The sequence below is a fragment of the Candidatus Cloacimonadota bacterium genome, assembly GCA_034722995.1.
Taxonomy (GTDB): Bacteria; Cloacimonadota; Cloacimonadia; order JGIOTU-2; family JGIOTU-2; genus JAGMCF01.
The window spans coordinates 59,790-77,456 of sequence record JAYEOL010000075.1 but is presented as its reverse complement, the minus strand read 5'-3'; the positions used below and the strand labels follow the sequence as shown (position 1 = coordinate 77,456).

17 protein-coding genes are annotated in these 17,667 nt (G+C 35.4%); 3 read left to right on the top strand and 14 right to left on the bottom strand.

Annotated features, from left to right (window positions below):
- Positions 1-56: 56 nt before the first annotated feature.
- From U9R23_08775 to U9R23_08765, 3 genes are read left to right on the top strand one after another with little or no spacing between them, the layout of a single operon-like run.
- Positions 57-767 carry an ABC transporter permease subunit gene (locus tag U9R23_08775; protein ID MEA3476513.1) on the top strand — a complete coding sequence of 237 codons (711 nt, stop codon included), beginning with the start codon at positions 57-59 and terminating at the stop codon, positions 765-767.
- Positions 768-779: 12 nt separating this feature from the next.
- Entirely contained in the window at positions 780-2,369 is a 1,590-nt protein-coding gene (locus tag U9R23_08770; protein ID MEA3476512.1) for a Gldg family protein, read from the top strand.
- On the top strand, positions 2,369-3,277 hold the full coding sequence (locus U9R23_08765) for a DUF4340 domain-containing protein (GenBank protein MEA3476511.1): 909 nt from the start codon (positions 2,369-2,371) through the stop codon (positions 3,275-3,277). The genes U9R23_08770 and U9R23_08765 overlap by 1 nt, the downstream gene beginning before the upstream one ends.
- A 123-nt stretch (positions 3,278-3,400) precedes the next feature.
- Here the strand turns inward: U9R23_08765 and U9R23_08760 are convergent, their stop codons facing one another.
- The 14 genes from U9R23_08760 to U9R23_08695 all read right to left on the bottom strand — a co-directional run bounded on the left by U9R23_08760 (position 3,401) and on the right by U9R23_08695 (position 17,652).
- Complete coding sequence (locus tag U9R23_08760; GenBank protein ID MEA3476510.1) at positions 3,401-4,621, bottom strand: hypothetical protein; 1,221 nt, start codon at positions 4,619-4,621, stop codon at positions 3,401-3,403.
- A gap of 28 nt (positions 4,622-4,649) precedes the next feature.
- Positions 4,650-5,876: a carboxypeptidase-like regulatory domain-containing protein gene (locus U9R23_08755; protein ID MEA3476509.1), complete on the bottom strand. Its 1,227-nt coding sequence runs from the start codon at positions 5,874-5,876 to the stop codon at positions 4,650-4,652.
- Positions 5,877-5,900: 24 nt separating this feature from the next.
- The gene (locus tag U9R23_08750; GenBank protein ID MEA3476508.1) at positions 5,901-6,788 is read right to left on the bottom strand and encodes a diacylglycerol kinase family protein; all 888 of its coding nucleotides are present in this window, start codon (positions 6,786-6,788) and stop codon (positions 5,901-5,903) included.
- A 204-nt stretch (positions 6,789-6,992) separates the two neighbouring features.
- A complete protein-coding gene (locus tag U9R23_08745; protein ID MEA3476507.1) occupies positions 6,993-8,615 on the bottom strand; it encodes an acetyl-CoA carboxylase carboxyltransferase subunit alpha in 1,623 nt (540 codons plus the stop codon).
- A gap of 110 nt (positions 8,616-8,725) precedes the next feature.
- Positions 8,726-10,066: an acetyl-CoA carboxylase biotin carboxylase subunit gene (gene accC / locus U9R23_08740; protein ID MEA3476506.1), complete on the bottom strand. Its 1,341-nt coding sequence runs from the start codon at positions 10,064-10,066 to the stop codon at positions 8,726-8,728.
- Between the two features lie 90 nt (positions 10,067-10,156).
- The gene (gene accB / locus U9R23_08735) at positions 10,157-10,666 is read right to left on the bottom strand and encodes an acetyl-CoA carboxylase biotin carboxyl carrier protein (GenBank protein MEA3476505.1); all 510 of its coding nucleotides are present in this window, start codon (positions 10,664-10,666) and stop codon (positions 10,157-10,159) included.
- A 134-nt stretch (positions 10,667-10,800) separates the two neighbouring features.
- Entirely contained in the window at positions 10,801-11,937 is a 1,137-nt protein-coding gene (locus U9R23_08730; GenBank protein MEA3476504.1) for a hypothetical protein, read from the bottom strand.
- A complete protein-coding gene (locus U9R23_08725) occupies positions 11,934-13,106 on the bottom strand; it encodes a DNA methyltransferase (GenBank protein ID MEA3476503.1) in 1,173 nt (390 codons plus the stop codon). Before U9R23_08725 ends, U9R23_08730 begins: the two co-directional genes overlap by 4 nt.
- A 55-nt stretch (positions 13,107-13,161) precedes the next feature.
- Positions 13,162-13,512: a P-II family nitrogen regulator gene (locus U9R23_08720; protein ID MEA3476502.1), complete on the bottom strand. Its 351-nt coding sequence runs from the start codon at positions 13,510-13,512 to the stop codon at positions 13,162-13,164.
- A gap of 106 nt (positions 13,513-13,618) precedes the next feature.
- Positions 13,619-14,134, bottom strand: a complete 516-nt coding sequence (locus U9R23_08715; protein ID MEA3476501.1) for an ORF6N domain-containing protein — start codon at positions 14,132-14,134, stop codon at positions 13,619-13,621.
- Between the two features lie 230 nt (positions 14,135-14,364).
- Complete coding sequence (locus U9R23_08710; protein ID MEA3476500.1) at positions 14,365-15,831, bottom strand: TrkH family potassium uptake protein; 1,467 nt, start codon at positions 15,829-15,831, stop codon at positions 14,365-14,367.
- A gap of 7 nt (positions 15,832-15,838) precedes the next feature.
- A complete protein-coding gene (locus U9R23_08705) occupies positions 15,839-16,504 on the bottom strand; it encodes an NAD-binding protein (GenBank protein MEA3476499.1) in 666 nt (221 codons plus the stop codon).
- Entirely contained in the window at positions 16,501-16,950 is a 450-nt protein-coding gene (locus tag U9R23_08700; protein ID MEA3476498.1) for a TrkA family potassium uptake protein, read from the bottom strand. The genes U9R23_08705 and U9R23_08700 overlap by 4 nt, the downstream gene beginning before the upstream one ends.
- Positions 16,951-17,652, bottom strand: coding sequence for a response regulator (locus tag U9R23_08695; GenBank protein MEA3476497.1), 702 nt, complete (start codon positions 17,650-17,652; stop codon positions 16,951-16,953).
- Positions 17,653-17,667: the final 15 nt, after the last annotated feature.

Here is a 17,667-nt window from a genome sequence, read left to right as displayed (position 1 = left end):
GTTTGTGCGAGTTTGTGTTTGTTCGTGGCAAAATAATCCATAGGTGGAGGAAACAAATGAGTAATATATCAGCAATTTACAAAAAAGAGATAAGAGCATACTTTTATTCACCTGTTGCATATATATTGATTGCTTTGTTTCTTTTGATAACAGGTTGGTTTTTTGGAACGAATCTTTTTCTGGTAAATGAAGCTACAATGAGAAATATTTTTTCAGTAGTGCCTTTGATATTTATATTTTTTATTCCAGCAGTTACTATGAGAACCATCGCAGAAGAGAAACGGTCTGGAACAATTGAACTTCTTTGCACCACACCTGTAACAGAAACTCAAATTGTACTTGGTAAATTCTTTGCAGCAATAGTATTGTTATGTGCAGCAATTTTGTCTACATTAGTTTATGTTATTACTCTGGCAATACTTGGTTCTCCTGATGGAGGTATCATTTTAGCAGGATATATAGGACTTATACTAATGGGAGCTGCATATTCCGCTATTGGGATTTTTAGCAGCACTATTTCTCAAAACCAAATTGTTGCGTTTATTATTTCATTTTTTATTATAATAATTCTTTTTCTTTTAGATAAATTTTTATATTTTATTCCAATATGGTTGGGTTCTATTTTACAATATATAAGTATAGATTTTCATTTTCAGAATATTGCAAAGGGTGTAATTGATTCACGAGATATTATTTACTACCTGTCTGTAATTTTTATATTCTTATTTTTTGCTTGCAAATCACTATATAAAAGGAAATATCGTTAATGGAGACTGAGTATGACAAATATTAATAAAAATCGTGTTAAAGATTTTGCACAAGGCAAACCGGGAAGAATTATATTAATTATAGCAATAGTAGTTGTTTTGAATTTGATTGCTGTGCATCTTTTTACTCGTGTGGATATTACAAGAGATAAGAGATATTCAATTTCAGGTTATAGTAAAAATTTAGTAAAAAATTTGGATGACAAATTTACGATAAAAGCCTTTTTTACAAACAATATTCCTTACCCATATAACACATTAGCGAGAGATGTAAGAGATAAATTAGAAGAATATAAAGCTTTTTCAAATAGATATTTTCAATTTGAATTTGTTTCCGCTGGTGACAAAACGAAATTTGTTCAAGATGCAAGAAGTTTTGGCATTCCAGAGGTTCAAGTAAATGCTATTGAAAAAGATGAAATGGTTGTCAAAAGAGTTGTAATGGGTTTAGTTTTGCTTTATGAAGACAGAACAGAAGTTATCCCAGTTGTGCAAAGCACGGAAAATCTTGAATATGAAATTTCTTCAAAAATAAATAAACTGATACATAAAGAATTACCAATCATTGGATTTTTACAGGGACATGGTGAACTCTCTTTCGAGAATGAATTAAGAAATATTCAAAAACAACTTCAAGAGAATTATCAGCTTAAACCTATTAATTTAGATGAAGATGAGTATGCCCTAAACGATCTCTCTGTATTGGTTGTTCCTGGTCCAAAAGAAGTTATTGCTGATGGTGAAAAATATCTTATTGACCAGTTTATTATGCAAGGAAATCATGTAATTTTTCTTATTGACAATATTAATGCTGACCCAAATACTTCAAAAGCGGAATTTTATAATAATGATATGAACGAATGGTTCAAGGGCTATGGATTTAATGTTGAGAGAAATCTTGTTTTTGATTCAAGAGCTGCAAATATTCAGGTTAGACAGCAGTTTGGAAGAGGTTATCAAATAAGTTTTATGAAATACCCATTCCTTATTAATGTTGAAAATTTCAATAAAAATAATATGATAGTTAAAGATTTGAATGCGATAACGCTTATTTTTGCAAGTTCAATAAATACATCTTTTGCAGAAGAAGATAGTATAGAAGTGATTTCTCTTGCAAAATCATCTAAACGGGCGGGAATACAGAAAGGCAGATTAAATATTGCGATACAACCACCAATTCCTCAATCACAGTATAATAAGCAAGACATTCCTTTAGCTTCGTTATTATTAGGTAAGTTCAGAAGTTATTTCAGAAATCAAGAACTGCCTGACACCTTAGATACCTCATTGTATTTAGAAAAAGGTTTGGATAGCAGGATTTTAGTGGTTGGAGATGCAGATTTTATCAGAGATGATTATTTGAACAAAACCAATGCATTGTTCTTTACAAATTCAATAGACTGGTTGGCGCAAGAGTCAGGACTTATAGAAATTCGCTCAAAAAATATTATAACCCGTGAATTAAAAGAAATCTCTGGAGGTGCAAAAAATACTGTTAAATGGATAGCAGTCTTGTTGCCATCCATATTAGTAGTTCTTATTGGTTTTGTTGCCTGGAGGATTAAAAAGATTAGATATGCGAGAATAGGGAGATATTTCTAATGAAAAAACAGACGCTTTGGCTTATTTTCATTTTAATAATATTAGTACTAATTTATCTATTTGGCAAGGGATTTAGTCCAAAATTAGAAAAAGCAGAAAAAAGTGGATTTGCAGAATTTGACACACTGGGTATTACAAAAATTTGTATTAATTCTTCTGAGACAGAAAAAGATGTTACCTTAGAAAAAGTAGATGATAAATGGTTTGTAAAAAAACCTATTGATTATTTTGCTGATAAAAAAACGATGGAAAGAGTTATTGAACAAATTAATGATTTGAAATTTGAAGGTATAGTCTCAGTAAATCCGGAAAAACAAAGTAAATTTCAGGTAGATTCTACTGGAACACAAATTCAGATATTTAAAGATGATAATATAGTTTTAGATTTTATTATTGGCAAAACTGACCAGAATTATTCTCATACATTTTTACGGGAATCTGAATTTGATAAAGTATATTCTGTTGCAGGAAATCTATCTTACATTTTTAATAAAAAGGTTAATCAATGGCGAGATAAAGTTATTGTAGATATTCCCAAAAATGAGATAGATTATATTGAAGTAAGTTATAGTGATACAACCATTTATTTTACATTTGTTGATACAGTTTGGTATGTTAGACAAGATGATAAAGAGATTGAGGTTCAGCCTTCAAAGTTATCATCAATTGTAAATGCCTTCTCGCCAATGCGAACTACCAAATTTCAAGATGAGCCAGTTGAACTAAATTGGAATAAGCCAGATGAAACTGTTGTTGTTACTCTTGTTGATGGAACTGGATACAATATAAAATTCATCAAAAAGGACGATAGAGAAGTTTATATAAAGACAAGCAATAGGGATAATATCTTTATTTCATCTTCATATATGATGAGAAGATTTCATAAGAAGTTACAGGATTTCGAGTAATTTTAGTTTTGAAAATCCACCGATTAAATTGGGGGAAACCTTTGCAAAGATTGATAATATAGAAGACCTTCGAGGTTTACGACACCCCGAAGGTCTTATTTTTTGCTGTATAATAATTTAATTTTAATTCAACAACACCCCACCCCATTCAATGACTGTTGTTCCTTCTCGGACAAAATCGTTTATTTGAGGAGAAGGCAATTCTTCAAAATTTTTGCAACCTTGAAAGAAGAATCGCATTCTAAAAATTGTCTTTGGTTTAGGATTAATTTTTAGCTCTACATAATAATCAATTTGTTCATTAAAAAGTGGATAAATTTTATAATAGTTGTAATCTTTTAAGATATTTAACCAATAATCCAGAAATTCATTTATTTCTTTTTGGTTTAAACCGACTTTTAAGAGTAAACTATTCAGTTTATTCTTTAGATTTTTTTGTGAAATACACCAGCCAGAAGATAGTTCAGGCATTATCTTTATAGAAGCTTCATAAAAGAGATAATCATACTTGCTATCTATTCTACCAGATTTTTCTACAAACACATCCCAACCAGAATTGTATTCTGGAATGCTTTTAGTAATTCTTGTTCCATTTTTTAAAATCAGTTTAACCTGGAACTTGCGCTCCTCTTCTGGATAGATATATATTGCTGGTTTGCGGTCTTCCATCGGTTTCAAAAACAAAGTATCAAGATTACATGAATCTTTCCCATTGCAATAAAAACCAAGTGTGGCAACAATTTTATCTGGAAACCCTAAGCTTGTATCAATTTTGCTTGCATAAATTAAATGTGGACCAGTTCGTACATTCTCAAATGTATAATTTCCGCAAGTATCAGAAAAAACACTATCGATATTTTCATATTCTTTTCCATCAATCTTTTTTAATATAACAACTGCGCTGTCTGCTGGCACTTGGGTTTCAGATACAAAAACATTACCTATTATTGTACCATTTTCAAATACTTTATTAAGAAATATATCTTCAAGTTTGTATATACTTTCACCTTCATAAAAAAAATTATAAATGGGACTAATATATGATACATTAGATTCATCGGAATTAATATATTTGCAGGCATATATTCGCAAATAACCATTTTCTACATCATTAAAACAAAAATATCCTTTATTATTAGTATAGGTGCTTTTATAAACAATTGGTGCTGGAGGGCATACGATTTTTTTTAACCATACTTTTGCTCCCCCTGCAGGATTTCCAGAATCTGCACAGAAAACTCTACCAGTTATACTGGCTTTTTCACTACTTGTCGGACTGGTGCAACTTACAATAAAAACTGAAAAGATAAGAAATATTGCTAATGATATATTAGTATTTCTCATAATTGTTTGCCTTCCTTTTTGCTTTATTCTAATTCAGCAGCATCCCACCCCATTCAATTACAGTTGTTCCTTCTCGTTTAAAATTTTTGATTTGTGGGGAAGGTAACGCTTCAAACTTATCACAGCCTTGAAAGAAGAACCAAATTCTAAAGATTGTTTGGGGCTGAGGGGTTATATCTAATTCTACAAATTCATCTAACTGCTGATTAACAACAGGAAAGATTTTATAATATTTGTAAACTTGCAGTCTATTTAACCAATAATCTAAAAATTCATTCGTTTCATTTTGGGTTAAACCCGTTTTTGAGAGTAAATTATTCAGTTCATTCTTTAGATTTTTTTGAAGTATGCACCAGCCAGAAGATAGTTCAGGCATTATCTTTATAGAAGCTTCATAAAAGAGATAATCATACTTGCTATTTATTCTACCAGATTTTTCTACAAACACATCCCAACCAGAATTGTATTCTGGAATGCTTTTAGTAATTCTTGTTCCATTTTTTAAAATTAGTTTAACCTGAAATTGGGAATCTTCTTCTGGATAGATGTAGATGGCAGGTTTTTCTACAGCAACACATGTCAAAAACAATGTATCAAGATTACAGGTATCTTTCCCATTGGAAAAGCAGGGTTTAGAAGCACTAACGGGGAAGCCCCAACTTGTATCAATAGCACTTGCATAAATATGATAAGTTCCTGTTCTTACATTTTCAAATAAGAAATTTCCATTACTATTGGAGAGAACACTATCAATTTTTGTAAATGTACACTCTTCGAGTCTCCATAGGTTTACCAAAGCACTGTCTGCTGGCAATTGAATCGTATTTATTACCAAATTACCTTTTATCTTACCTTCATTAAGCATTGGAATTAGAAAAATATCTTCAACCGTATATGTTGTTTCCTCATCAGTAAGATTTATTAAATTAGAAAGTTGGCTGATATATGTTAAATTTTGCTCCCCAGAATTACTATACTTACACGCATAAAGTTCATAAAGTCCCTTTTCTATATTATTGAATGTAAAATATCCCAGGCTACTTGTATAAGTGCTATCATAAAAGGAAAAAACATTTGACATCCCGTGTCCAAAATTTTTTCTTAAAATAACTTTTGCACCAATAGCAGGATTTCCAGAATCTGTATAGAAAATTCTACCGGTTATACTGGCTTTTTCACTACTTGTCGGACTGGTGCAACTTACAATTAAGCATGAAAAGATAATTATTGCTAATAGTGATTTAATATATTTCATTATGTTCTCCCACATTAAACATTTCTATTGCACAATTAAATTAATCTCTTTTGGGAGTATTTTTATGTCAATGTTTTTTCTGTCCTTCAAATCAGGAATTTCACCATCCAAATAAACAGGTAAATCTTCATCTGATTTTACAATAATTTCTTTTCCTTTTAGCATAGTAACCATTGGATAATTTATATGTTTTGCTTTAACAGCTTTTGGAAGCAATTTTATAATTTCTTTTCTTGATATTTTATCTATAATACAGAAGTCAAAGAGACCATCATCAATTTTTGCATCAGGAGTGAGATGAAATTTGCCACCACAACATTTACCATTTCCAACAGAAACAAAAAGTTTATCACCTTTGATTGAAATGTCGTTTATTTGTATTTCCACGGGATAGCTTTTACATTTTATAAGGGTTTTCATTATTGCTTTCATATATCCAGCAGAACCATCAAAAGTTTTGCTTTCTGAGTAAGTTATCGCTACCTGAGCATCAAACCCAATTCCAAGTGTATTTATAAAATAGTAATCTTCAATTTGACCAATATCAACTTTCTTTGTAACTCGTCTTCTCAGTAGTTTTACCTGCTTTTCTATCTTTTTTGGATAATCAATATTTTTTATAAAGTCATTACCGCCGCCAACAGTGATAATTCCAGGTTTTATCTCTTCAGGATTATTTGATTTCATTATTCCATTTAATACTTCATTAATTGTGCCATCCCCTCCAGCAGCAACAATATATTCAAATCCTTTATTTGCGCTCTCTAAAGCGATGTTTATAGCTTGTTTTGGAGAATCAGTAATTGCCATTTCAAATTGCATTTTGTGTTTATTGAAAAATTTTTTAATTTTGCGGATGGAACGAAATGCCTTTCCTTTTCCTGCAAATGGATTTAGGATAATTTTATACATATTTTTCTAAAGTTCTAAATCCTAATTTCTAAATTCTAATGATCCGCCAGCTCCGAAACGGAGTAGCGATAAATCGGGACTGGCGTACAAATATCAAATGCAAAAACCTTTATTTTCTCTATAATAATCAAAAAAGTTGATTTTTGTCATTTAGAATTTGGCATTTATTTGACATTAGAAATTAGGATTTAGGATTTATTTGTATTATTCTTCATAAAATTTTATCTTACGGTATTTCTGATAGCGATGTTCAATTAGTTCTTCTGGATTAAATTTTAGCAGTTTCTCTAAATGCAGATGGATTGCAGTTTTCAATGAATTTGCAGTTTTTTCAATATCAGTATGTGCACCTTGTTCAGGTTCGGAAATTATTTCATCAATTAAGCCTAACTTTAACAAGTCAAATGCGGAAATTTTTAGAGCTTCAGCAGCTTCTCTGGATTTTTTAGGGTCTTTCCATAAAATTGACGCACAACCTTCTGGTGAAATTACAGAATATATTGCGTTTTCCAGCATTAAGATTTTATCTGCAACACCAATTCCCAATGCACCACCTGACCCGCCTTCTCCTGTAATAATACTAATAATAGGTACTTTTAAGTCAGACATTTCACGAAGATTTTTTGCAATGGCTTCTGCCTGTCCACGCTCTTCTGCTCCAATGCCCGGATATGCTCCTGGTGTATCAATCAAATTTATTATTGGGCGATTGAATTTTTCTGCCTGCTTCATCAAACGAAGTGCTTTTCTATAACCTTCTGGATGAGCCATACCAAAATGACGATAGATATTCTCTTTCGTATTTTTCCCTTTTTGCTGTCCAATTACTGTAACTGGAATTCCTTCAAAAAGGGCGATTCCACCTACCATTGCCTTGTCATCAGCAAAGAATCTGTCTCCGTGAAGTTCAATAAAATCGTCAAAAATCAGGTTGATAAAATCAAGTGTAGTAGGACGCTGAATATGTCTTGCCAATGTTACGGTCTCCATAATTGAATATCTTGGAGAAGAAGGCTTTATTACATCTTTAGAAATAGGTGAAAGTTTTGCCCCAGACGAGAGATGGATATTAAGAATTTTCTCAAGGATGCTTTTCAGACTAATCCGATTGCAGATAATATCTATCATTCCGTGCTTGAGTAAGAATTCTGAGCGCTGAAATCCTTCTGGCAATTTCTCTCCAATAGTTTGTTGAATTACACGAGGACCTGCAAATCCAATAAGTGCATTGGGTTCAGCAATGATAATATCACCCAAAAAGGCAAAGGAAGCACTTACACCCCCGGTAGTAGGATGAGTAAGTATAGAGATAAACAGTAAACCTGCATTATTTAGTCGTTTTAAAGCTGCACTTGTTTTTGCCATCTGCATTAGTGAGATAACCCCTTCCTGCATTCTTGCACCGCCAGATGCGGAGATAATTATTAACGGAATATTCTTATTTAATGCGAGCTCTACAGCTCGAGTGACCTTTTCACCAACAGCCGCTCCCATACTTCCCATCATAAAATTTTGGTCTAATACTGCGATTACTACAGAATATTTCCCAATTTTAGCCATTCCAACTTTTACAGCAGATTTAGATTTGCTTTTCTTATGGGCGATTTTTAACTTCTCTTGATAGCGCGCAAAATTCAACGGGTCTATGGTCCTAATTTTTTTAAAATATTCTTTGAAACTTCTACCTTTTATTAGAAATTTAATCCTTTCATTTGTAGTAAGGCTTAAGTGATAATTGCATTCTGGACATACAAATTGTTTTTTTGCATAAAAATTGATAAAATGAGTGGTTTTGCAATTCGGACATTTTATAAATAATTTTCGCATAATTTTACCTCAGATTAGTTGAATCAGTTGAATCGGTTGAATCGGTTCAACCAGTTCAACCAGTTCAACCAGTTCAACCAGTTCAACCAGTTTACCAATTCACTAATTCACTAAAAATATTCTCCAATAAAATTAGTTGTAATATTTGATTTAATAAATTCAGAATGATTCAGAATCATTTTATGAAAGTCAATAGTAGTATGTATTCCTTCTATTACAAATTCATGCAAAGCTCTTTTCATTCTTTCAATGGCATCAATTCTAGTATCTCCCCAGGTAATCAATTTAGCAATTAGAGAATCATAATACGGCAGAATTTCCCAGCCTGTATAGCAAGCAGAATCTACACGCACACCAAATCCACCTGGTGGGATATATTGTGTAATTCTACCGGGACTGGAGCGGAAATCGTTTTTCCAATCTTCTGCATTTATACGGCATTCAATCGCATGACCTTGATGTCTTATATCATTTTGACTTATTTCTAATTCCTGACCTCCAGAAATTGCAATTTGCTTTTTGACCAAGTCAATGTTTGTAATCATCTCTGTGACAGGATGCTCAACTTGAATTCTGGTGTTCATTTCCATAAAATAGAATTTATTTGTATCAACATCATAAAGAAATTCCACAGTACCGGCAGAATGGTAGCCTACGTTTTTAGCGGCTTTAACAGCTGTTTCGCAGATATGTCGTCTGGTTTTTTCAGTGAGAATTGGACAAGGTGATTCCTCCAGCAACTTCTGATGATTTCGTTGAATAGAGCATTCTCTTTCAAAAAGATGGACAGTATTTCCTTTTTTATCAGCCAGAATTTGCACTTCAATATGCCGAGCATTAGAAATGAATTTTTCAAGATAGAGCTCTCCAGAACCGAATGCTTTTTCTGATTCGTGAGCAGCGTTTTGGATACTTCGTTCAAGTTCATTTTCCTGATTTACAATTCTCATACCCCTGCCTCCGCCGCCAGCAGATGCTTTAATCATAACTGGATAACCAATCTTATCAGCCGTTTCTTTAGCGTTTGATATATTTTCCAGAATTCCTTTTGAACCGGGAGTAACTGGAACACCAGCTTTAGTCATCAGTTTTCTAGCAGTTGCTTTGTCACCCATTTTCCGCATTGAATCAGGACTTGGTCCAATAAAGATAAGGTCTAATGCCTGACAGGCTTCAGCAAAATCAGCATTTTCTGCAAGAAATCCGTATCCGGGATGAATAGCATCAGCACCACTGGCTTCTGCTGCACCGAGAATATTCTGATAGAAGAGATAACTTTTTTTTGAAGGTGCTTCACCTATACACACACTTTCATCAGCAAATTTTCTATGAAGACTATCCTTATCTGCTTTTGAATAGACTGCCACAGTTTTTATACCCATTTCTCTAGCAGCGCGGATAATGCGTAATGCAATCTCGCCGCGATTGGCAACTATTATTTTTTTAATCATAATTTTAATAGTGAATTAATAAATTAGTTTACCAGTTCAACCAGTTTAACCAGTTCAACCAGTTTAACCAGTTCAACCAGTTTAACCAGTTTAACTTACTTTAACTTTGAATAGAGTTTGGTCATACTCAACCATTTTACCGTTTTCTGCCAATATTTCTTCAATTATACCACCCACTTCAGATTCAATCTCGTTCATTGATTTCATTGCCTCAACAATGCAGAGCGTGTCACCCTTTTTTATCTGTGAACCAATATCTACAAACGGCTCACTATCTGGTGAAGGGGCACGGTAGAAAGTGCCTACAATAGGTGTTTTTATCTCAGCAATATTGTTCTCTTCTTTTTTCTTTTCCTGTGTTTTTTTTTCTTCTTTAATTTCTATTTCTTCCGGCTTTTTTTCAATTTGTGCAAGGGTCTCGGCTTCCTTCTCGCTTACAGTTTTAACGGTAGTCTCTTCTAAATTTTTTCCTCGTTGGATTTCATAACTCTCTCCACTCCGATTTATAATCAATTTAGTTATATCATACTTTTTCATCTCTTCAAAAATTTCTCTTAGATGCGAGACTGAAATAATGCTTTTATCTTTTGAACCTATCATTGAGCCTCCTGAATAAATCTTTTAAACACAAAGAGCACAAAGGAAATATTTTTCCTAATGAAAAATTCATTTCGCTTTCCTTTATATTTCTACCAACAAAAATTATCGTTTTTAGCAAAGCTATTTATACCTAATTACATCAAGACAGAGTTCAATATCTTACTTCGATAATTTGGATTGTTGCTGTCCATAAGGAATACCAGAAAATCATTTAACTTACCTTCATTGAAAACTGAAAGAATGATTTTCTTTTGACGCGGTAAGAATTCATTTCTGGCTAAACAACTTTTTATTTCTTGTTCAGACATTTTATTATGACAAAAGCCTTTAAATTTTGCTGATGTTAAACCAAGTATAGAAAAATGATTAACCACTCTATTTACAATTTTGGTTTCAGCTAGATTGACGAATAGCATCATTTTTACAATTCCATCCTTTATGTCGGAAATACTTGGAAATAAAGAATTTTTACTATGCTTCTTCTCAATTAAGAACAGCTTATCATTTTTAATTATCACTTCATCTACAGTAAGATAATATAAACCACCAAGATAATTTTTAATTATTATTTTTGCTTTCTTTCCTATTACTTTCTCTTTGGGTTGAGTAGTTTGAAATTCCCTATTTTGGGCTTCAGTTGCTAAACTACGGGATAGGTCTTTAAATTGTTTTACACCGCTTTTCAAAATTTTAATTCTTTTGTCAATTCCTTCGCTACTATGCATTTTTACTTTTAATCGTTTGGAAATGATTTTGTAATTATTTTTACATTTTTGAGCAATCTTTAATGAATTATCTAATTGGGATAAATTCCAATGTAATGCGCTTGATTTGTAATTAATGAGGGCATCTAATTGTTCTTTTAGATACTGATAATCTAATACTTGATTCGTAATTTTGTTCTCATAATTCAGGTTTTTCTCAGCCTTATGGTAATAGCCAAGAAGCACATATACATTAAGCAGACTCATTAAGGAAACAGTATCCCATTGGAGGAAATCTCTATCTCCATCAAATCCTTCATCTTTAATAAATGGGATTATTGTAACTCTGATTTGCTGACTCATTGTGTCATAAACTCTTCCATACGGATAACTACGAGTCCTTTTAGGTGAAACCCATTGGCTTATACCGAAACGGTTATCCCGATAATTTAATACAGCTGTTTTTGCCAATTTACCGTCTATAAAATCATCCATGTTAAATTCTTTTAATTTTGGTAAAAGAGTTGGTGTAAATTTCAAATTCTCAAGCCTTGCTATGATTTTCAAATATCCTCCAAATGTAACTGTTTTGCTTGATTATTAATTCTTCTTTCTGCATACTTAATGTATTTCTCTTGGGTATCTATTCCTATGTGCTTCCTACCCAAAAGTTCAGCTGCTAAATTAGTTTGGCCACTTCCTGTAAAAATATCAATCACGGTGTCCCATTTATATGAATAGTATTTTATAACTCGTTTGGCTAATTCTAAAGGGAAAGGACAGGGATGTATATTTTCTTGTGGAGCAACTGGTCTGATTCTCCAGATATTTTTACTCTTCTTATCTTGATAATCAGACAAATCTATTTTATTTTCTTCTTTTTCCTTTCTTGTCCGAAAGTAATAGATATTATTTTGTTCTTTCTTTTCTGCAGGCTTTTGGAAAACAAAAACATATTCTACAACTAAGCTGGGATAATAATATCCGGGATAGGGATGTTGCATTAAAACACCGCTTCGTCTGTCCCGAGCAATTTCTTTTTCCCATATAATATCTTCTTTAAATATCCAACCAATATTTTCCATCCAACTCACAAAATGAAACGGTAAGGCAATTCGTTTCCCATTCCATGCGATTGGTGAAATATTTACTACATTATGTCCACCAGGTTTAACAATACGATAAAGTTCCTTAAATCTATCAATAAGGAAATTTTTGTAGTATTCATAAGAAACTTCTTTTCGTTCCCAATACTTTATTTCCCCACTTAATTTTTTGATTTGGTCTTCATAATTTATAGCATTAAGATAAGGTGGAGAAGTAAAAGCTAATATTATTTCATTATCAGGCATAGTTTGCATTACATCAAGACAATCACCTATAATCAATTCTCCATTTCTTACTTTTTTAATCTGCATTTTTGTTTTATCTTTATAAAAACGCTTACCAATTTCTAATGCCGATACTATTTGTAACGCCTTTGCTTCTCCTATACCATTAAACTGAGTTAACTCACTTACTTTTATTTCTTTACCCATATTTTCCCTAAGAAATTTAATCACCTCTTTGCTTAAGTCAAAAACATTTTTCCCTTTACTGCCATGTCCCAAAATAATAGCCAACAAATCCTCAGTCCCAACCATTTTAGGACTATCGCTAGCTAATAACTTTTCTCTAGGTCTAATCCCGTTAGATCCACCAGCTGGCGGACTAACGGGACTAATATTTTTACTCATTTAACATCCAATAATTAGCTTTACTTCTTTTTATTGCCATTCGGATTTTGCCGTTTTACTTTGATATAGCCTTTATTCCTCTTTTGCCGTCACTAATTCTAACGGCATCCTTGCAAGGACATACAAATATTTTACCATCGCCCATAGAATGAGTGCCTACAGTCTTTAGAATCAGGTCTATTAGTGGCTTTACTATCTCATCTTTAACTATAAATTCCAGTTTGGTAAAAGGTAAGATTCTTATTTTTCTTGCCTTATCCACCCATTCCTGCTCTTTGTAATAGCCTTTTTGTTTACCACACCCTCTTACAGAGGTTTCGGTTACTCCCCACACATCAAAATTAAGTAATGCCTCATAAAGGGGTGCAACTTTTTTGGTTGGTATTATACACTCTAACTTTTTCATATCTACCTCCTTGGTTGTCACTTTAGTTATTACCAATTATTTTTTTAGATTTTCTGGGGAAAATATTTCGTCCTTAAAATCTTATTCCATCAAGCTTTTGAATAACTTATTTCCCTACTTTGAATCCAATATCTCGTTTGACTTTTTCCGGAGGTGTCATCATTTGTCTTATTGCTTCAAAAACAATCTTGAATTGGTAGTCATATTTTTTCTCCATTTCTTCAATTTTGGCTAAGATATCCTTGTGTGAAGAAATCAATTTGCGTAGTCTCACGAAAGTTCGCATTATCTGGATATTAACTTTAATAGCACGCTTACTTTTCAAAACGCTGGAAAGCATTGCAACACCCTGCTCTGTGAAAGCCATAGGAAAATAACGAGTTCCTCCCCAACTTGAGGTGCCAAAATTACACCTCAAGTTATTAAATTCTTCCTTAGTTAATACAAACATAAAATCTTTTGGGAAACGCTCTATGTTTCTGCGAACTGCTCTTTTCAGTTGTTTGGTTTCCACTTCATATAATTCCGCAAGGTCGCTATCCAGCATTACCTTCTTACCTCGTAAAAAGAATATTTTCTTCTCTATTATTTCAATGGGGATAATAGAATTTTGTGCTTCCATAATCTACACTTTATAAATTATTTTGACTTTAACCATAAATCTTATTCTGTTTTTTCTCTTTTTTGTAACTTCAAATATTTTTTACAATCTCTGGCAGTTTTGCAATAGCTTTATCAATTTTGAAACGCCCTTTTCCCAGGAATCTATGAAACGAGACCTCCCTAACCTTTTAATTAATCATCAACACGACCTTAGAGTAATGACCCAATCCATTTTCTTCTACAGTATTCCTAAAAGGAATCACGAACTATTTTCACCATGCTTACAATAATTACAAAGAATTCAAGTCTGCCAAGAAACATACCCAGTATCTCCGTCCAAAGCACCAAAGGCGGCGAATAAGCTGTTGTTACACCAACAGAAAGGCCCACGGTGCCTAATGCCGAAGCAAATTCGAACAGAGATTCCCTGAGCCCGTATCCATGCGCAGCAAGAATTCCTGAACCTACGATGAACACAGCAAGATAGAGAAATACAAAAGTGGCAACTCGCCGTATCCGTCCATCGTTGATAAAGTCTTTCCGTTCTCCTTGCCAGATATAGTTCTCAACGGCGGTCGTCCTGGGCAGAAACGGGCGGTGTATTTCCCACAAAAGTGATTTGAAGAGCAGATAGACGCGGTATTGTTTGATACCGCCGGCCGTCGAGCACGTTCCACCACCAATGAGCATAAGAACCATCAATACAAGGAATCCTATAGAGTTCCAGTTGCCGTAACCTGTAGTTGTAAACCCTGTGGTTGTTAATGCCGTGATGGTCTCAAAAATAGCTACACGAACGCTCTTACCCATTGAAGGATAGATCCCCCTACAAACCAGCAGAAACAAGCTAAGAGCACAAACAGGAATCAAAACGGTCATGAGGTGCACTTCGCCATTACGATAGACAGCCTTTAACTTCCCGTGCAGGAGCAGATAGGCCGTCAGGAAGTTCAGGTTACCGAGAAGCATTAATAGTATGGTCACAGATTCAATAGCAACCGAGTCCCAGTGACCAATGCTTTCAGCTTGGGTTGAAAAACCACCAGTGGAAAGCGCAGCAAACGCATGGTTGACTGCATCAAACGGAGCCATCCCAGCCAACCAGTATGCCAAGATGCCTACCAATACATATCCACTATAGATTGCTATAACGAGTTTGGCTGATTCGCGGACATGTGGGACGAGCTGCTCACTCCTGCCTTCAGCTGCTGAGAGTCCCGGACCTACTGGTCCAGCAATGGCAGCAAGCATAATGATAGCCAAACCAGCACCACCCGCAAGTTGCATAATGCTACGCCAAAGCAGAATTATGTGTGTTGTTCTGGTAACATCAACCACGGAAAGTCCGGTGGTTGTCCAGCCACTGACAGACTCAAAGACAGCTTGAGTGAAACTTAATCTATGAATAACTATAAAGGGCAAGGCTGAAAATAAGATTACCACAACCCAACTTAACAGTACTATGACGCCACCTTCCTGCACTGTCAGGATTACAGGTTTGGACTGCTGAAAGCTTTTCCACATCCCGATGCCAATCCCAATGAGTATAATGGCAGGAAGAATGAATCCCAAGCTGTGTGCCCACTCACCGGGATAGGCTAAAAGAGCCAGAAGAGGAGTAAGCATCAAAAAGCCACACAGGAGAAGAATTAGTCCTGTGTAAGAGAATATTGCCCGATAGCGTTGCTTCAGACTGACATTGGCTCGCAAGTTCATCTCTCCATTACTTCATATTCCCGGTAAGTGCCTTAAGCACCTGTCCGAGGTTTTCCGGCAATGAGATGACAATAAGGTGATCCCCATCCTGGAGCACAGTGGTTCCTCTGGGTATAATCGCTTGTCCCTCGCGCAGGATAGATGCTACAAGGGAATTCTCCGGCAATGCAATATCGATAAGTGGCTGTCCAACCACGGGGGAGGTCTCTTTCAGCACGACCTCCGTGATATTTACCTTCCCTTCGCTGGCAGGGATCAGGTTGGTGATTTCTTCAAAACCGGCTCTTTGTTCTATCAGGCTCGACAGAATGCGCGTCGTAGAAAAAGCGGCTGTAATTCCCAGCTGTCGGAAGACCTCTTCATTGTCAGGATCGTTGACCAATGCCAGCGTCCGCTGGACACGGAAGCGCAGGTCCGCCAGTTGGCAAATTTCGAGGTTATCCTGATCATTGGGGGTTACCGCCAGCACGGCATCCGCAGCGTCAGCTCCCGCTTCCTCCAGGATTTGAGAATCGCTCCCGTCACCATATACAACAGTTACCTTTAGACGCCGCGCCAGCCAGGTGCACTCATCCTGATCGCGGTTTATCACAGTGACTTTGTAACCTTTAGAAAGGAAGGTGCGGCAAAGGAAGTAAACCACCTTTCCTCCGCCTACAATGAGAATATTCATTGTCGGCCCCCTTTCTCCGTGATGACTGACAATTTCATAAGCGATTCCAAGAGTACATCGCCCGCAATCAACGTTGGGCAAATGGTCTCTATGCCGAAGTCTCGGTAAATCTTCTCTCGTTTCGTTTCAAACACTCGTGCCATAACCCGCGGTACACGGAAGAGCTTTTTAGCAACCTGGGCAACCATCAAGTTGATGTTGTCCTCCCGTGTTGCGGCAATGACCAGATCTGCTTTATCTATCTTAGCCTGCTTCAGCACGGCGAGTTCCGTGGCATCTCCTTCGACCCGAAATCCACTGTATTCGGCGGAAAGCGCATCAAAGGCAGACTCATTGATGTCAACGATCACTATACTGTGACCCTCACTACTCAGTCTGTTGGCAAGATATGAGCCCAAACGCCCACAACCCACAATGACTATGAAGAGCTTCTGATTAGGTGACATTTATCTCTCCTTCCTCTTTTCTTCTTTCCTTTTGTCTCCCCCGAGAATTATGTCTCCCTCTGGTTTCCAACTTGTGGAACGGTCAAGGTTTTTTATTGCAGGTTCGTATATGGGGTCGAGCGTTAGAGCTGTCCGATAGTTCTTCTGGGCTTCAAGAACATCCCCTTGAATCTCCATAAGTGCACCAAGCAGGTTGAATGCCTCTGGGCGCGCGGGGTCCAAGGAAATAGCCTCCCGCACATGCTCCGTGGCAGCATCAAAATGCCTGTCTCCAACGCACCTCTTGGCAAGTTCAATATGTGATGTATAATCGGACACTTTTTGCTCGTCGATTTTATCTCTGTCGAGCACTTGCGATACCAATTTCCGAATCTCCCTTGGAGCAAATGGCTTCTGTATAAAGTCCACCGCACCAAGTTTCATAGCCTCTACTGCTGATTCAATAGTGCCATAAGCGGTAATGATGATGACACGGATGTCAGGTCGAATCTCCCGGACATTGCGAAGCACTTCCATGCCATTCATCCCCGGCATTTTGAGATCCAAAAGAATCAATCCAAATTCCTTTTCCTTGAGCTTGGTAAGTGCTTCCTCTCCATTCACCGCGGTGTCTGTTTCCAGTTCCATAGATACAAGTGACTGTGCTATAGTCAGACGAATATTTTTTTCATCATCCACTATTAGAACTGATTTGTTTTTCATACAATCCTCCATTTT

What these genes read in the sequence shown, in the direction of transcription:
- U9R23_08710 (MEA3476500.1), bottom strand. Translation starts at nt 15,831, where the DNA reads ATGAACTTGCGAGCCAATGTCAGTCTGAAGCAACGCTATCGGGCAATA.
- U9R23_08750 (MEA3476508.1), bottom strand. Translation starts at nt 6,788, where the DNA reads ATGTATAAAATTATCCTAAATCCATTTGCAGGAAAAGGAAAGGCATTT.
- U9R23_08720 (MEA3476502.1), bottom strand. Translation starts at nt 13,512, where the DNA reads ATGAAAAAGTTAGAGTGTATAATACCAACCAAAAAAGTTGCACCCCTT.
- U9R23_08695 (MEA3476497.1), bottom strand. Translation starts at nt 17,652, where the DNA reads ATGAAAAACAAATCAGTTCTAATAGTGGATGATGAAAAAAATATTCGT.
- U9R23_08745 (MEA3476507.1), bottom strand. Translation starts at nt 8,615, where the DNA reads ATGCGAAAATTATTTATAAAATGTCCGAATTGCAAAACCACTCATTTT.
- U9R23_08705 (MEA3476499.1), bottom strand. Translation starts at nt 16,504, where the DNA reads ATGAATATTCTCATTGTAGGCGGAGGAAAGGTGGTTTACTTCCTTTGC.
- U9R23_08715 (MEA3476501.1), bottom strand. Translation starts at nt 14,134, where the DNA reads ATGGAAGCACAAAATTCTATTATCCCCATTGAAATAATAGAGAAGAAA.
- U9R23_08760 (MEA3476510.1), bottom strand. Translation starts at nt 4,621, where the DNA reads ATGAGAAATACTAATATATCATTAGCAATATTTCTTATCTTTTCAGTT.
- U9R23_08770 (MEA3476512.1), top strand. Translation starts at nt 780, where the DNA reads ATGACAAATATTAATAAAAATCGTGTTAAAGATTTTGCACAAGGCAAA.
- accB (MEA3476505.1), bottom strand. Translation starts at nt 10,666, where the DNA reads ATGATAGGTTCAAAAGATAAAAGCATTATTTCAGTCTCGCATCTAAGA.
- U9R23_08755 (MEA3476509.1), bottom strand. Translation starts at nt 5,876, where the DNA reads ATGAAATATATTAAATCACTATTAGCAATAATTATCTTTTCATGCTTA.
- accC (MEA3476506.1), bottom strand. Translation starts at nt 10,066, where the DNA reads ATGATTAAAAAAATAATAGTTGCCAATCGCGGCGAGATTGCATTACGC.
- U9R23_08700 (MEA3476498.1), bottom strand. Translation starts at nt 16,950, where the DNA reads ATGTCACCTAATCAGAAGCTCTTCATAGTCATTGTGGGTTGTGGGCGT.
- U9R23_08725 (MEA3476503.1), bottom strand. Translation starts at nt 13,106, where the DNA reads ATGAGTAAAAATATTAGTCCCGTTAGTCCGCCAGCTGGTGGATCTAAC.
- U9R23_08765 (MEA3476511.1), top strand. Translation starts at nt 2,369, where the DNA reads ATGAAAAAACAGACGCTTTGGCTTATTTTCATTTTAATAATATTAGTA.
- U9R23_08775 (MEA3476513.1), top strand. Translation starts at nt 57, where the DNA reads ATGAGTAATATATCAGCAATTTACAAAAAAGAGATAAGAGCATACTTT.